The 15,734-nt window shown below is 70.3% G+C and carries 12 protein-coding genes; 8 read left to right on the forward strand and 4 right to left on the reverse strand.

The genetic code is table 11. The annotated features are described in order from the left end of the window. Positions 1 to 253: 253 nt before the first annotated feature. Positions 254 to 976, forward strand: a complete 723-nt coding sequence (locus ABZ027_RS15955) for a FadR/GntR family transcriptional regulator (protein WP_356768520.1) — start codon at positions 254 to 256, stop codon at positions 974 to 976. A 27-nt stretch (positions 977 to 1,003) separates the two neighbouring features. Here the strand turns inward: ABZ027_RS15955 and ABZ027_RS15960 are convergent, their stop codons facing one another. Then, a complete protein-coding gene (locus tag ABZ027_RS15960; RefSeq protein ID WP_356768522.1) occupies positions 1,004 to 2,287 on the reverse strand; it encodes an alpha-L-fucosidase in 1,284 nt (427 codons plus the stop codon). A 422-nt stretch (positions 2,288 to 2,709) separates the two neighbouring features. Here ABZ027_RS15960 and ABZ027_RS15965 point away from each other — a divergent pair, with 422 nt between their 5' ends. Genes ABZ027_RS15965 through ABZ027_RS15990 form a run of 6 tightly spaced genes read left to right on the forward strand, consistent with a single transcriptional unit; the run spans position 2,710 to position 9,813 of the window. Further along, on the forward strand, positions 2,710 to 4,146 hold the full coding sequence (locus ABZ027_RS15965) for an ABC transporter substrate-binding protein (RefSeq protein ID WP_356768524.1): 1,437 nt from the start codon (positions 2,710 to 2,712) through the stop codon (positions 4,144 to 4,146). Between the two features lie 22 nt (positions 4,147 to 4,168). Beyond that, the gene (locus ABZ027_RS15970) at positions 4,169 to 5,236 is read left to right on the forward strand and encodes an ABC transporter permease (RefSeq protein WP_356768526.1); all 1,068 of its coding nucleotides are present in this window, start codon (positions 4,169 to 4,171) and stop codon (positions 5,234 to 5,236) included. Continuing rightward, complete coding sequence (locus tag ABZ027_RS15975) at positions 5,233 to 6,177, forward strand: ABC transporter permease (protein ID WP_356768528.1); 945 nt, start codon at positions 5,233 to 5,235, stop codon at positions 6,175 to 6,177. Before ABZ027_RS15970 ends, ABZ027_RS15975 begins: the two co-directional genes overlap by 4 nt. Next, a complete protein-coding gene (locus ABZ027_RS15980; RefSeq protein ID WP_356768530.1) occupies positions 6,174 to 7,196 on the forward strand; it encodes an ABC transporter ATP-binding protein in 1,023 nt (340 codons plus the stop codon). Before ABZ027_RS15975 ends, ABZ027_RS15980 begins: the two co-directional genes overlap by 4 nt. Next, positions 7,193 to 8,302 carry an ABC transporter ATP-binding protein gene (locus ABZ027_RS15985; protein ID WP_356768532.1) on the forward strand — a complete coding sequence of 370 codons (1,110 nt, stop codon included), beginning with the start codon at positions 7,193 to 7,195 and terminating at the stop codon, positions 8,300 to 8,302. Before ABZ027_RS15980 ends, ABZ027_RS15985 begins: the two co-directional genes overlap by 4 nt. Beyond that, positions 8,299 to 9,813: a glycoside hydrolase family 3 N-terminal domain-containing protein gene (locus ABZ027_RS15990; protein ID WP_356768534.1), complete on the forward strand. Its 1,515-nt coding sequence runs from the start codon at positions 8,299 to 8,301 to the stop codon at positions 9,811 to 9,813. Before ABZ027_RS15985 ends, ABZ027_RS15990 begins: the two co-directional genes overlap by 4 nt. Before the next feature lie 18 nt (positions 9,814 to 9,831). Here the strand turns inward: ABZ027_RS15990 and ABZ027_RS15995 are convergent, their stop codons facing one another. Then, on the reverse strand, positions 9,832 to 11,211 hold the full coding sequence (locus ABZ027_RS15995) for a hypothetical protein (protein ID WP_356768536.1): 1,380 nt from the start codon (positions 11,209 to 11,211) through the stop codon (positions 9,832 to 9,834). Further along, the gene (locus tag ABZ027_RS16000; RefSeq protein ID WP_356768538.1) at positions 11,208 to 14,333 is read right to left on the reverse strand and encodes a family 20 glycosylhydrolase; all 3,126 of its coding nucleotides are present in this window, start codon (positions 14,331 to 14,333) and stop codon (positions 11,208 to 11,210) included. Before ABZ027_RS16000 ends, ABZ027_RS15995 begins: the two co-directional genes overlap by 4 nt. 211 nt (positions 14,334 to 14,544) lie before the next feature. Between ABZ027_RS16000 and ABZ027_RS16005 the strand changes: the two genes are divergently transcribed. After that, positions 14,545 to 15,186, forward strand: coding sequence for a permease prefix domain 1-containing protein (locus tag ABZ027_RS16005; RefSeq protein ID WP_356768540.1), 642 nt, complete (start codon positions 14,545 to 14,547; stop codon positions 15,184 to 15,186). Between the two features lie 81 nt (positions 15,187 to 15,267). Here the strand turns inward: ABZ027_RS16005 and ABZ027_RS16010 are convergent, their stop codons facing one another. Beyond that, the gene (locus tag ABZ027_RS16010) at positions 15,268 to 15,600 is read right to left on the reverse strand and encodes a helix-turn-helix transcriptional regulator (protein ID WP_356768542.1); all 333 of its coding nucleotides are present in this window, start codon (positions 15,598 to 15,600) and stop codon (positions 15,268 to 15,270) included. Between the last annotated feature and the right edge of the window lie 134 nt (positions 15,601 to 15,734).

Below are 15,734 nucleotides of genomic sequence, written 5' to 3' on the forward strand. Positions count from 1 at the left end.
AAGCCAAGCGACAGACGTTTTGCCGGTTTCTTCCCCTTGTTTGCACCTTGAGACCGTCCAGACATTCCATGTCTGCGAGACGCTTCATGGTCGTCCCTGTCGGATCATGAGGCACACGGCACCAGCCTGCCGACCGCCGTGGTCGCCTTCCTCCACACACGTCCGTCTATCATCGAGGTCACCCTCGGTATGCGGAATCCGGAACAGGTCAGGTCGGACATGCCCGAGTGGCACGCTGAGGGAGGGGGTCACGTTGTCTCTGACGGACAAGGCCATCGAGCAGATCCGTGAACTGATCCGGACCGGCGCCCTGCCCCCCGGCTCGAAGCTGCCGCCCGAGCCCGACCTCGCGGCCCAGTTGGGCCTGTCCCGCAATCTCGCGCGTGAAGCGGTCAAGGCGCTGGCCGTCGCCCGGGTCCTGGAGGTCCGCCGCGGCGACGGGACCTATGTCACCAGCCTGCAGCCGAGCCTGCTCCTGGAGGGCCTCAGCGGGGCGGTGGAGCTGCTGCAGGGCGATTCGGCAGCGCTGCAGGACCTCATGGAGGTACGGCGGCTGCTGGAACCGGTCGCCACCGCGCTGGCCGCCACCCGGATCACCGACGAGCAGTTGGCGGAGGTGGAACGGCACCTGGACGCCATGCGCGAGGCCCGCGAGGACGTCGAGCGGCTCAACGCCCACGACGCCGCCTTCCACCGCGCGGTCGTCTCGGCCACCGGCAACGAGTCGCTGCTCACCATCCTGGAAGGCATCTCCGGCCGTACCCTGCGCGCCCGTATCTGGCGCGGGCTGATCGACGCCCAGGCCGCGAGCCGCACCCTGGCGGAGCACGAGGCGATCTTCAACGCACTCCGCACCAGGGATGCCGCCCTCAGCCAGGCCGCCGCCCTGCTGCACGTGAGCAACACCGAGCACGGGTTGAGAGCACACCTCCGCTCAGGTGACGCGCACTCCTTCGGAGTGCCAGAGAGCGAATGAGGGTGCAACACCCCTCGGTCGACCGGCTCACGGCTCCGTGAGGAACAGTTCGACGACCGGCACCAGCACGTCGGGGCGGGTGACGGGGAGCGTCAGGGTCAGGGTGTCGGCGGCCTGCGGCAGGGGGGCGAGGTGGGCGTGCGGCTGCGGGGTGCTGTCGAGGAGGCTGAGCCCGACTTCGCTGCCGTCGTTCAGCAGTTGGGCGTATGCCACCCGGCCGGCCAGGCCGGACAGGTGGACGTGTTTGAACGGCCAGGAGAAGAGGTGCAGATAGAGGCGGTTGCCGCGAAGGGTGTAGACGCCGTGGGCGGGCGGCGCGAACGGCGCGGGACCGGCGCCGTGGACGGCGCGGGCGTGCAGCCGCATCCAGTCACCGACGCAGCGCAGGATGGCGCGGGCCCGGGGCTCGATGTTCCCGCGGCCGTCGGGACCCACGTTGAGGATCATGTTGCCGTTGTTCGAGACGGACTGGACGAGCATGCGCACCACGTCCCCGGGGTCCTTGAACTCCAGGTTGTCGCGGTGGTATCCCCACGATCCGTTGAGGGTCTGGCACGCCTCCCACATCACCTCGACGCCGTCCTGGGTCAGCGGACGGTCGGGCTGGTACTGCTCGGGGGTCACGTAGTCGCCCGGGACACCCAGGCGGTTGTTGACCAGGATGCCGGGCTGGAGGGCACGGGTCATCGCCAGGAGTCGCGGTGAGTCCCAGTCCTCGGGCCCCTTGCCGGGCATTCCGCCGCGCTCCCAAGGAAACGTGAAGTCGTAGAACATCAGGTCGACGGGGCCGTACGAGGTGAGCAGCTCCCGGACCTGGGCGTGCAGGTGGGTGCGGTATCTGCCCATGTCCCGGACCGAGTTGAGGGCTGACACGTCCGACGCGCCGCGCAGTGGGTGGATGCCGTCGATCACGTAGTCGGGATGGTGCCAGTCGATGAGCGAGTGGTAGAAGCCCACCTTCAGCCCCTCCGTGCGGACCGCGGTGACGAACTCGGCGACGAGGTCCCGGCCGCAGACCTTGGCCGAGGTGTAGTCCGTGACCGCCGAGTCCCACAGGCAGAAGCCGTCGTGGTGCTTGGTCGTCAGGACGACGTAGCGCATGCCGGCCGCGCGCGCCGTACGGGCGATGTCGGCGGCGTCGAACAGGTCGGGGTCGAAGTGGTCGACGTATCGCTGGTACTCGGCGTCCGGGATCTCCTCGTAGCTGCGCACCCATTCATGTCGCGCGGCCATGCTGTAGACGCCGAAGTGGACGAAGAGACCGAACCTGGCCTCGCGCATCCAGCCGGTCGCCGAGCGCGTCTCGTGCATCTCCGTCAATTCATTGCCCTCCGCTTCGACTGGAGGCCATTCTTGCCCTCCCCGGCACCGAATGAAAGACACCTACGACATACGAACCAGGTTCCATTATGTTGTGGAACCTGGTTCGTATGTCGAGGAATTCCACGCTTTCCTTGACAGCCGGCATTTTCCACTCACAGAATGCGGCATCCGAGAACGGGAGGTCAGTCGTGCGGCTCAGATGGTCCGTCAGAACCGGTCCGGCAGCGCTCGCCGTGGTGATGAGTCTGGCGCTCACCGCCTGCCAGGACAGCGGTTCCACGAGTTCAGGCAGCGGCTCGATGATGATCAATTACGCATCCGGAAAAACCGTGCTGCAGCGCAACTTCAATCCGCTGACCAGCACCGGTGACGCTTCTCCGGGAACCAGAATCTATATGTATCAATCGCTCATGGGGGTGAATGTCCTCAAGGGGGGCGCATTCGAACCGTGGCTCGCCTCCGGGCAGAAACTGTCGTCGGACGGTCGTACGCTGACCGTGGACATCGACAAGAAAGCCACCTGGAGCGACGGCAAACCGGTCACCGCGAAGGATGTCGTGTTCACCTTCCAACTGGTGAAGAAGACAGCGGCGCTCAACTCGTCCGGCATCTCGTTCGCATCGGTGGCCGCACAGGGCGAGAAGAAGGTCGTCTTCCATTTCGACAAACCCGCCTTCACCCAGGTCGCGTCGATTCTCCAGCAGTACATCGTCCCGGAGAAGTACTGGACGGGAAAGAACCCGGTCACCTTCACCAACCCCGATCCCGTGGCCAGTGGACCGTACACACTGAAGCGGTTCGACCCGCAGCAGATCTCGCTGGCCCTGCGCGGCGACTACTGGCGCGGCAGGATCCAGGTCAAACAGATACGGCTGCCCGTGGTGAACTCCGTCACCGAGATCTCCCAGCTGACGAGCGGCCAGGAGGATCTGAGCGGCGGCGCCATACCCAACCTGGAGAAGCAGTACGTAGACAAGGACCCGGCGAAGAACGGCTATTTCTATCCGACCTACGGATCTTTGATCCTGGTCTTCAACCACGACCGGGGCGCACTCAAGGACGTCCATCTCCGTAAGGCGGTCGAGCTGGCGATCGACCGCAAGCAGCTCATCCAACTCGTCACCCAGCTCGGCGCCAACCCGATCAGCCAGACCGGCCTGGACGCCACGACGCAGGGCAAATGGCTCGACCCCGCGTACAAGGAGCCCGTCCAGACCGATCTCACGGCCGCCAAGGCCCAGCTCCAGCAGGCCGGTTACACCCTGAGCGGCGGCAAGGCGGTCAAGGACGGCAAGCAGCTCACCCTCAACTACATCGAGGTCGCCGACTTCGCGGACTCCGTGCAGCGGGCCCGGATCATCGCCGACCAACTCGGCAAGATCGGTATCAAGGTGAACGTGCAGCCCCTGGCAAGCGGCACCTACACCGACACCCGGGCGAAGGGCGACTTCGACCTCGCCTCGTACGGACTCGCGTACGGCGCTGTGCCGTGGCAGATCTACAACCCCCTGCTGAACAGCGAGTTCGCCGGCAAGCCGAACGGCGGCACGGCGCAGACCAACAACTACCTGCGCTGGCGGGACAAGACCACCGACGACCTGCTGAACCAGCTCGCCAACACCGGCAGCGAGCAGACGCAGATCGATCTCACCCGGAAGCTGGAGAAGATCATCGTCGACCAGGTGCCGTACGTGACGCTGTCGAACATCACCGCCGGCTGCGCGTGGAGTGCCCGTAACTGGACCGGGTTCCCCAGCAAGGACGACCCGTACGACATCTGCGCGCCCTGGAACGGCGGGCCGGCGTTCGAGAACGTGCTCGCCCATCTGAAGCCGGCACAGAAATGATCACATCCAAGGAGTCCGCCCGATGACGGCGACGACGCTTCCGGCCGGTGAGACACGGCCGTCGACGGCCGCGGACCGTCCCGCGCGCCGTCGCGGCGGCCGGGCCCGGGTCCTGCTGCGCCGTCTCGGGTTCTACCTCGGGACGGCCGCCGTGGCCATCACGCTGAACTTCGTCATCCCCCGGCTCATGCCGGGGGACCCCGCCTCCGTCATCCTGAACAAGCTGGCCCAGCGCTCACAGGTCACCCCGGCCACCGAGAAGTCCATCAGGGCGTTGTTCGGCGTCCCCGACCAGAATCTGTGGCAGCAGTACCTGCACTACCTCTCCCAGCTCGCGCACCTCGACTTCGGGGTCTCCACCGCGTACTTTCCGCAGCCGGTACGTGAGTTGATCTCGCAGGGCCTGCCGTGGACGCTGGGCCTGGTGAGCCTGACCACCGTCCTGGCGTTCCTGCTCGGCACCGGACTCGGCATCGTCTCCGGCGCCCGGCCCGGCAGCCGCCTGGACAGCGTGCTGGCACCGCTCGCGACCTTCCTCGGCTCGATGCCGTACTTCTGGGTCGCCACCATGCTGCTTCTGCTGCTGTCGGTGAGCCTGCCGGTCTTCCCCTCGCAGAACGGCTACGACCTCAACGTCGAACCGGGCTTCGGCCTCTCGTTCGTCACCAGTGTGATCGCGCACGGCTTCCTGCCAGCCGCGACCATCGTCATCTCCTCGGTCGGCGGCTGGCTGCTCGGCATGCGCAACATGATGATCACCACCGTGGCCGAGGACTACGTCAGTCTCGCCGAGGCCAAGGGGCTCAGCCGCCGGCGGATCCTGCTGGCGTACGCCGCCCGCAACGCCATGCTGCCGCAGGTGGCGGGTCTGGCCATCTCGATCGGCACGGTCGTCGGCGGCTCGCTGCTCGCGGAGGCGGTCTTCGCCTATCCCGGCATCGGTTACCTCTTCTACCAGGCGGTGGTCAACCTCGACTATCCGCTGATGCAGGCACTGTTCCTGATCATCTCGCTGTCCGTGCTCGTGGCCAACTTCATCGCCGACTCCGTCTATGTCCTGCTCGACCCGCGTACCCGGGAGGACGCATGACGCTCGCCGTCCCGCCGACCGCGCCGCTGGCTCCCGTGGCCGGCCGGCTGACCTGGAGCACGGCGCTGCGCCGGCTGGTCCCCGCCAACCGCAAGGCACGCACCGGGCTCGCGATCATCGCCCTGTACGTCCTGGTGGCCGCCGTCGGACCGTGGATCGTGCAGTCGCTGATGGGCCTGTCCCCCACCGAAGTCACCGGGGCGGTCCTGCAACCCCCGTCCGGGGCCCACCCGTTGGGCACCACCCAGGACGCCACCGACGTCCTCGCCCAACTCGTCGTCGGCACCCGGACGTCCCTGCTCGTGGGGGCCCTGGCGGCCGTCGTCTCCACCACGCTGTCGGTGGCCGTCGGGCTGATCGGCGGCTACTACGGCGGCCTGGCCGACTCGGTGCTCGGCGCCCTCACCAATGCCTTCCTGGTCCTGCCCGGGCTGCCCCTGGTCATCATCCTCGCCGGGTATCTGCGGGGGCGGGGCGGGCCCTTCGCGGTGGCGCTGGTCATCGGACTGACCGGCTGGGCCTGGGGAGCCCGCTCCAAGCGCGTGCAGACCCTGTCGCTGCGCAACCGGGACTTCGTGGTGGGCGCCCGGCTGCTCGGTGAGAGCAATCTGCGGATCATGCTCGTGGAGGTGCTGCCCAACCTCCTGCCGGTGATCTCGGCGACGCTGATGCTCTCGCTCGTCACCTCCATCCTCGCCGTCTCCGGCCTGGACTTCCTGGGCATCGGCGACATCAACGCCGTCAGCTGGGGCACCATGCTCTACTTCGCGCAGCAGCGGCAGGCGATGATCTCCGGTGCGTGGTGGTGGTTCGTGCCGCCCGGGGTCGCCATCACCGTGCTCGGCGCCGCCGCCGGGCTCGTCAACTTCGGCATCGACGAACTGACCAATCCGCGGCTGCGCGGCGCCCGCCGCAAGGCCGTGCGGGAGGGGGCGTCATGAGCCCGGACACCACGGGAGACCTGCTGCTGGACGTGCGGAACCTCAGTGTCGACTACGGCTCGCAGGCCGAACCACTGCCGGCCGTGTCCGAGGTGTCACTGCGGCTGCGTCGCGGCGACATCCTCGGCATCGCGGGCGAGAGCGGCAGCGGCAAGACCACTCTCGTCAACGCCCTCCTTCGACTGCTGCGCCCGCCCGCTGTCGTCCTGTCCGGCAGCGCTACGCTCCACCCTCGCTCGGGTGGCCCCGTCGACCTGCTGCACGCCGACGCCCGCGAACTGCGCAGGACACGCTGGGAGCACACGGCCGTCGTCTTCCAGAGCGCCATGAACGCCCTCAACCCCGTCTCCCGGCTGGGCGCCCAGTTCACCGACGTCCTGCGCGCCCACCGCCGTATCCCCAAGTCCGGGGCCCGTGAACGGGCCGCGCACATGCTCGAACTCGTCGGCATTCCCGCCGCCCGGCTGGACAGCTATCCGCACGAGCTCTCCGGCGGGATGCGGCAGCGGGCCACCATCGCGCTCGCCCTGGTCTGCGAGCCGGACCTGCTGGTGATGGACGAGCCGACGACGGCCGTGGACGTGGTGATGCAGCGGCAGATCCTGCGTCAGGTGAGCAGACTGCAACGGGAGTTGGGCTTCTCGGTCGTCTTCATCACGCACGACCTGTCACTGCTGCTGGAGATCGCCGACCGCATCGCCGTGATGTACGGCGGGCGGATCGTCGAGAGCGGGCCGGCCTCGGACCTGTACCGGGACCCGAGGCACCCGTACACGCGCGGCCTGCGCGACTCGTTCCCGCCGCTGCGCGGACCGATGCGCCAACTGAGCGGTATTCCCGGCAACCCGCCCGACCTGCGCGGCCTTCCGCCGGGCTGTCCCTTCCAACCACGGTGCCCGCATGCGACACCGGAGTGCGGGACGGCGCCTCCCGCGCTCACCGGGCACGGCGCGGACCGCGCGGTGGCCTGCGTGCACGCCGGCGACCTGCCCACGCCGACCGCTGGAGGGCGAGTATGACCGACGAGCAGAACCCGGCGCGTACGACCGCGGAACCGGCCCCCGTACTCGAAGCGGTGGACGTCACCGTTCACTACCCGGTGCACCGCGCGGGCGGGGCGATCGTGCACGCGCTGGAGCATGCCTCACTGCGCCTGCGTCCGGGCCGCACCGTGGCCCTGGTCGGGGAGAGCGGCAGCGGCAAGTCCACCTTCGCCCGCACGCTCGCCCTCGCCCAACAGCCCACCAGTGGCAGCGTCCTGCTGTCCGGGGAGCCGGCCTCCGCGCGCGGCCGACGGGCCCGCCGCGACTACGCCCGCCGGGTCCAGATGGTGCTCCAGGACCCGTTCGGTTCCCTCAACCCCTTGCACCGCGTGCGGTACCTGCTCGAACGACCGCTGCGGCTGCACGGCTCGGTCACCGATCGTGACGACATGGAGCGGCGGCTGCGGGCCCTGCTGGAACGTGTACGGCTCACCCCGCCCGAGCGTTTCCTGGACGCCTTCCCCCATGAGCTCTCCGGCGGGCAGCGGCAGCGCGTCGCGATCGCCCGCGCGCTCGCCGTCGAACCCGAGGTGCTGCTCGGCGACGAACTGGTGAGCATGCTGGACGTCTCCATCCGGCTGGAGATCCTCAACCTCCTCGCCACCCTGCGCGACGAGGAGCAGCTGGCCATGCTCTACATCACCCACGACATGGCCGGCGCCCGGTACTTCGCCGACGAGATCGCGGTGATGTACGCCGGGGAGATCGTCGAGTACGGCACCGCGGAGGACGTCACCCAGTCCCCCGCCCATCCCTACACCCGGCTGCTGCTGGACTCGACGCCGGATCCCGACCGGATGGAGTTCCTGGCCGGACGCACCGACCGCGGTGACGGCCTGGTGCAGGACACCACTGAGGACGACTACGGGGAGCCCCCGGACCTGGTCCATCCCCCGTCCGGCTGCCGCTTCCACCCCCGCTGTCCGTTGGCACGCGCCGCCTGCCACACCGCGCAGCCCCCGCGCGTTCAGGTGACGGACCGGCAATGGGCGCGCTGCGTGCTGCTGTCGGACCCGACCGAGGAGGTGTCCTCCGAGGTCACGGCGCCTGGTGATACGACCGCTCCGGAGATGACCCCGTGACCGCGCTGCCCGGTGATCTGGTCGAGGCCGCAAACCGCTGCCTCGTTGTCGGTTTCGACGGCACGACGCTCCCCGGCGAGCTGAGACGACTGGCCGACAGCGGACTGGGCGGGGTCATCCTGCACACCCGCAACGTCGCCGGGCGCTCCCAACTGCGGGAGCTCACGGACGAGTTGCGCTCACTACGGCCCGGCCTGCTCGTCACCGTCGACCAGGAGGGCGGCGGCATCAGCCATCTGGCCCGGGCCGGGGCGCCTCAGACCCCGGGGGCCTGGGCGCTCGGTGTCGCCGACGACACGGAGCTGACCGCCGCTGTCGCGGGTGCGCTCGCCCGGCACCTGGCCGAGTGCGGGGTGGGCGTGAGCTTCGCCCCGGTGGCCGACGTGCACCGGCTTGCCGCCAACCCCATCGTGCGCACCCGCGCCTTCGGGGCCGACCCCGGCCACGCGGCTCGGCATGTCACCGCCTGGATCGAGGCCACCCTCGCCGCCGGCGTCGCTCCGTGCGTCAAGCACTTCCCGGGGCACGGCTCGACCGCCGTGGACAGTCACCTGAGCGCCGCGCTCGACAGGCGGGAAGAGCGAGTCCTGCGCGAGATCGATCTGCTGCCCTTCCAGGCCGCGGTCGCGGCGGGCGTTCCGCTCGTCATGACGGCGCATGTCGTCTACCCGGCGCTCGACGCCGCCGCTCCCGCCACCCTCAGCCGCCGCGTCGTCACCGACCTCCTGCGAGGCGAACTCGGTTTCCAGGGCGTTGTTGTGACCGATGCGCTGGAGATGAAGGCGATCGCCGACGGGGTGGGCGAGGCGGCCGGAGCGGTCGCGGCGATCGCCGCGGGAGCCGACCAGGTCATCATCGCGCGCCCGGATCCCGAACTGTGGCTGCGCTGCCGGGACGCCCTGCTCGACGCGATGGCGTGCGACGCGCTCGACCCCGCCCGGGTGCTCGACGCCGCCCGCCGCGTCGACGCCCTGGCGGAGCGGTTCTCCCAGCCACCCGCCGCCGGCCGCGGGCCCGGTCTCGATTCCCGCCTCGATTCCCGTCTCGGCTCCGGCCTCGATTCCCGTCTCGATCCCGGTTCAGGGGACGTGGGGCTGCTCGCCGCCCGCCGGGCCGTCCGGTGGAAGCCGCTGCCCGGTCCCGTCCTCGATCCGTTCGTCGTCGACCTCCACCGTCCCCCGCACCCCGCACTGGAATGGGCCCGCACGGACCTCGTCACTCTCCTGCGCGAGGCCATGCCCGGCACCGACGGCGTGGTGGCCACGCGGGGCCCCGTGGACGTGGCCGGCATCCTGCGGCGCGCCCAGGGGCGACCGCTGCTGATCGCCACCGAGGACCCGGACCTGCATCCATGGCAGGCCGCGGCCCGCACCGCCCTGCTCACCGGCCGCCCCGACGCGCTCCTCGTCGCCACCGGCATGCCGGACGCGGAGACGGAGGCGGCGGGCGGGCTGTGCGCGTACGGGCGGGGGCGGGCCAACCTGAGAGCCGTGGCGGAGGCGTTGCTCTGAGAGGGTCGGCTCCGGGGCTCACACGGTTTCCAGGGCGTGCCCGTCGGCGGAGCCGGTCAGCGCCGCGACGATCGCCAGGCGGTACAACCCTGTCGGCCGGCCCTTGCGGTGGGTCTGGGCCCATCCCTCGGAGGTGACCAGGCCGTGCGCGTGGAGCTTGCGGACCAGGCGCCTGCCGCTGGGATCGGTGACGGCCATGGCGTCGGCGAGTTCGCTCGGTGTGACGGCCCGTCCGGCCACATCGTGCTCGATCGCGGCCAGCCTGGACAGCGTCGCCGGACTCAGCCCGACGGTGCGGGCGAGTTCCCGCATACGGTCGCCCTGTTCGCGGTGCGGCCGGGCGGTCGGCGGCCCTGTCCACTGTCCCGCCGACCGGCCACCCGGTCCACCCGGTCCACCCAGCCCGCCCGGCCCGATGGGCCCGAGGACCAGGCCGCTGTCCTCCATCAGATAGCCGCACGGCCGGTTCTCCGACTCCGCCCGGACGGCCGCCCGTTCGGCCAGCACCACCGAGGTGCGGGCCGAAGATCCCACCCCGAAGCCGGCTGACACCGGCACGTTCAGCGACTCCTGGGCCCGGTCCAGCACCGGGGCGACGAGCCAGTCACGGCTGAGGCGCTCGAACAGTGTCCGGCGCCCGAGGACCACCACACCGCGCCGACCGCGGTTCTCGATCCAGGCGTCGGTGAGTTCGGGCGTGGCCCGCAGCAGGTGCAGCAGGTCCATCCGGCTGCGCTCCGGGTCACCGGGGCAGCCGTGTCTGCTGACGCAGAAGACGCCCGCGGCGAAGCCGGCGGCGCCCGCCCGCTCGGACCGGATGCGCAGCAACAGTTCGCGCAGTTCCGAGCGGATGCTGGACGGTGTGGGCGAACCGTTCAGCACCCGCAGGTCGCCGCGCGACTGCCGTAGCACCGCGGTGCGTGCGGTGATGACGTAACCGTCGCCGTCGTGGAGGGACCGCCGGTGGAACGCGCAGATCTCGTCGACGCTCTGGTCGTCGGCGTACGGGAGGCAGGTGACACGGGTGCGGTCGAGGTGCAGCGACTCCGTCACCTCGCAGACCACCTCGTGGTCGAAGGTGTCGATGCTGACCGGAACCGCCTGCCAGCCGCGGGCCTGCGCCTGGCCCAGCGCCAGCGCCAGGTCGAGGGCGGAGTTACGGGTGACCGCGACGGGGAGTGTGCGGGGCAGGACGTCGCGGCAGGCGCGATAGGGAACGGCACCCACCAGCAGTCCGTCCAGGGCATGCCCGTCGACGAGGCTCTGGACGTGCGGGCGGATGTCCCGCTCGTGCCCGTAGGTGACCCACTTCAGCGAGACTCCGGACACCGGCTCGACGGCCTCCTCGAAGACCCCGCGGCGGCTCGCGTGCACGACGAGTCCGATGGACAGACTCACGACGCCCCCACGACCGTGACGGCGATCGGGTAGCTGCCGACCCGGATCGGCGGGCCCGTCTCACCGTCGGCGGTCAGGACAGGTACCACGGTGCCGTCGGCGCCCACCGCGGCATACGCCACCGTCCCGTCGGGGGTGTAGGCGAGCTGAGTGGGCTGCTGGCCGAGCAGGACGCTGTCGCGGACCTTGCCGGTCGCGAGGTCGACGAAGGCGGCGGTGTAGGTGTCGTTCACGCCCACCGCGAGGGTCTTGCCGTCCGGGCTGACGGTCAGCCCGAAGGGTGAGCCGCCGACGTCGATCGGGGTGCCCGGGGTGTGCGTGGCGGTGTCGATCGGCAGGATCGTCTTCGCCGTCTGCTGCCCCACGTACACCGTGCCGCCGTCCTGGCTGACGGCGATGCCGAACGGGCTGTTCGGCACCGGCACCGCGGTGCCGGCCGTACGGGCGGCGGTGTCCACGGGGACGACCTGGTTGCCGGTGCGGCAGGCGACCCACAGGGTGGTGCCGTCCGGGCTGACGGCGAGGTTCTCGGGTCCGGCGCCGACGGGGATCTCCGGGCCCGCCGTCAGGGTGACCAGATCCACCGGCTGCACGGCGTTGTCGCTGTACGCGGAGACCCACAGGGTTGTGCCGTCCGGCGACAGCGCCAGGCCCGCCGGGGTGGTGCCGACCGGCACCGTGGCGGTGACCTTGCGGGTGGCGGTGTCGATGACACTGACCGAGGCCGAGCCCTGGTTGGCGACGTACAGGGTCGCGCCGGAAGGGTCGGCGACCATCGTGCCGGGCAGCTTGCCGACGGTGATGGGGTCCTGCGGGGTGCCGGTGGCCAGGTCTATCGGGGTGACGGTGCCGGAGACGAAGTCGGCGTCGAAGGCGGTGGCGCCCTTCAGGCTCGTCGCCGTGGTCATCACCGAGCCGGTGGCGCCCTGGGTGGCGGAGACCGCCCGCAGTTGGGCGAAGCCGGTGGCCGCGTCCGGCGGGGCCGTCGCGGTCCACTTCAGGGTGGCGGTGGCACCCGCGTCCAGCCGGGCCGGTGGCGTGCCCTGGGGCTCGGCCGTCCAGCCGTCGGGGGTGTGCAGCGACACGTCCGGCAGGGCGACCGGGTGGCTGGAGTGGTTGGTGAGCGACACGGTGACGCCGGTCCGTCCGCCGGCCGGGACGACCGGGGCGCCGATGGTCAGGGCCCCCGTCAGCTGTGAGGCTGCGGGCGCCGCCGTCCACCGCTGGCCCGTGCCGCCGGTGTCGTACCGCTGGACGAGCGCCGTCCCCGCCCCGCCGGAAGGCGCGGTGAGCACGCGTCCGCTGAGGGCGGAGCGCACCACCAGCCCGTCCGCCGTCGGTTCGGCCAGCCACTTCTGGGCGTCCGAGTCGGTCGCGCAGTCCGCGGTGACGATGCGGGCGTTCTGCGCGTACGACTGACCGGAGACCTCGGCGCAGCGTCCGTCCGCCTGCGCACGCAGGGTGTACACACCGTCGGTGTCCTCCTTCAGCAGCCAGCCCCCGCCGGCGTCCGCACCGGTGCCGGTGACGAGCGATCCCGTACGATCCCCGGCCCCGGCGGCGACGGCGTACACGCCGTTGCCCGCCCGCAGGGTGTACACGCGGTCCCCGGGAAGCGCGCCCGCGCTGTCGTAGCCGGGGGCGTGGCCGACGGCCTGCTCGACGGGCTGGAAGTCCGCGTACGAGGAGACGAGCGCGGTGCCACCCCAGTTCTTCTGGGCGAGCGCTCGCAGTGGCCCGAACAGGCCCTGCTCGACGGAGTGTTGGGTGTCCCCGTAGGCGGCGGGCCACACGCCCATGGCGGAACCCAGCAGATGGGGGTCGTCGGCGGGCAGGGTGAGGCCGCCACTGAACAGGGACGGGGTGAACGTCTCGTAGATCCACTGGGCGTTGGGCGGGCCGCCGCTCGCGTAGTACAGGGAGTCGGAGACGTTGACGAGGGCGTTGCCGTTGGCGGCGATCTCGGTCGGGGTCGTCCGGCCGTCCTGGTGGATCCAGTAGTCGACGACGACACCCGGGTCGAGCTTGGTGGGCAGCCCCTCGTAGAGCTGGTCGTTCCAGACGTGCAGGGTGCGGCCCTTGCTCGCGACGTAGTCGTGGACGCGGTTCTGCCACAGCACCCAGGAGTCGGCGGCGGGAGCGTTTGAACCGGCCTGCTCCTGGGCCCACTTCACCAGTGAGGGGTACTGCTCGTAGCCCGCCGCGGAGCTCAGGTACTCGTCACCGCCGCCGTACCAGACGCCGCCCGGGAACTGCGGCATCTGCTCGTCGAGGAGGGACTTGACGTACGGCAGGGCCTTCGGGTCAGCCATGTCGAGGTTCGACCCACTGGCGGCCCCGGAGGAGTCGACGGCCCGCAGCTCCGGGTGGGCGGCGAGATAGTAGTCCATGTGTCCCGGCGTGCCGACCTGTTGGACGACCTGTACGTGGTAGCGCTTCCCCGCGCTGACGATCTGGCGCACCTGCGCGGGCGAGTACACCGGGTCGGTGGCGGAGTTGTTCTCCGGGTGCGCGGTACTGGCGATCCGCATCTCCAGGTGCAGCTGGTTGTACTTGAGGTACGACATGTCCTTGATGAGCCGGACCAGCCAGGGCACCGAGAAGAACTTCGCGCAGTTGCACAGGGAGATGCCGCGGTACGGGTAGTCCGGCCAGTCCTTGCCGGTTCCGGCCGGGAGCGTGCGTTTCTGGGTGAGCATCTGGAGCACGGAGCGGGTGCCCCAGAACACCCCGGTGCCGGTGGCGCCGCTGACCACGGTGGTGGCGGCGACGGACAGGCGGTATCCCTCGGCCTCGGGCCGCACGGACGGGTCGGTGCGCAGGACGACGTCGTGCGGCCTGGCGGGACCCGTGACGACATCGATGTCACGGCCGAGCAGGGCGCCGAGGTCGGTGGCGAAGGTGCGGGCTGTGGCGGTGAGTTGGGGATCCCCGGTCACCACGCGGGTCGAGGCGTCGGCGGTGAAGGCAGGGCCGGCCGCGGTGGTCCACTGCTTCAGTGCGGGAATCGTCCAGGGTCTGCCGGCGCCCGCCGCCACCGCGGGCGGCGCGGCTGACAACACGCCCAGTACCAGCCCGGAGGCGACGAGCAGTGGCAGCAAAACACGGCGGATCGTGCTCATGCGGAACTCCTGCCCGAGGGTGACCTCTGGTTCTCGACCGGCGTCCTGATGATAGAAGCCACCCATTCGCGATAACAAGATGAATCGTTGAACCAGCACAAGACATGAACCGGCTCAGGGACAAGTCAGGGACATCTCCGATCGGCCGCCGTCCCCCGCTGCCTATAATCGCGGGGACCGCACGCGGCGGAGGAACTCCAGGGAGACCCGGGTGATTGACCGATACGTCGCAGAGCTGGAGCAGGCCTTGCGCGGCCCACGGTCGGTCAAGGCGGACATGCTCGCGGAGGCTCGCGACAGCCTCCTGGACGCGAGCGATGCGTACGAGGAGAACGGTCTCGACCGCGTGCGGGCCGAGCGGTGCGCCGTGGACGACTTCGGCCCCGTACGGGTCATCGCCCCCGAGTACCAGGTGGAGTTGGGCCTCGCGCAGGGCCGCCGTACGGCCCTATTGATCTGTGCCGTCCTGACCATCCAGCCGGTGGCGTGGTGGGGACTGCTGCGCTTCGCCGGACAGGGCGCGGACGACTCCGGAAACACCGGCTACGAACTCATCAACTCCTTGGTGCGGTTGGCCGGCGCCGGCGCCATCGCCATGGCGCTGGCGGTGGTGATCGCCACCGGCGCCGGGGGACGCCGCCTGGGACCGCGCCCTCGCCTCGTGCGGGTCGTCGGCGTGTTCGCCTACGCCGTCAGCGTCGTGTTCGCCGTTCTCGGGCTACTGCTGACCCTCTACAGCCCGGCCACGGGCTCGCTCCTGGGGCTCACCGGGCTGCCGAGTACCGCGCTCCTGCTCGGCGTGCCCCTGATCGGTGTCGCCCTGGCGGGGCGCCGCTGCCTGAGCTCGGCGTAACCGCCGGGCGAGGCGGGCCAGTTCACGCCCCGCCCGCCGCCACTCGTCCCGGCCGTCGCAAGCGGGGCGGGGTCCCGGCCGTCAGGCCGTCGCGGGGCCCGGGCGCAGGACGCCCTCGACCATCGTGGCGAAATCCCGCCACTTCGTACGCTCGGTGGCCAGCGCGCGACTTCCCGCGGCGGTGAGCTGGTACGTGCGCCGCCTGCGGCCGCTCACCGTGCTCCACTCACTCTCCACGAGCCCGGCCCGCTCCAGTCGACGCAACGCGGGATACAGCGAGCCCGTCGGCAGGTCCAGCGCCCCGCCGCTGCTCACCTGAAGAGCCTCCATGACCGCGTACCCGTGCAGGGGCTCCCGTTCGAGCACCGCGAGGATCAACGCGCCCAGATGGCCTCGCAGCGCTTCAGACATCATGTAGGCAATCTACATCAGGTGCGGTTTGCCGCATCCGAACATGTTGCCTTTCTACATGTAGGCTATCTATATTCAAAAGGCGGTGATTCTGGTCCCGACGTCGGCCGATTCGGCGCTCGCACCGCGCGCCAGAA

Source organism: Streptomyces sp. NPDC006332, assembly GCF_040612855.1.
In the GTDB taxonomy this organism is placed as follows: domain Bacteria; phylum Actinomycetota; class Actinomycetes; order Streptomycetales; family Streptomycetaceae; genus Streptomyces.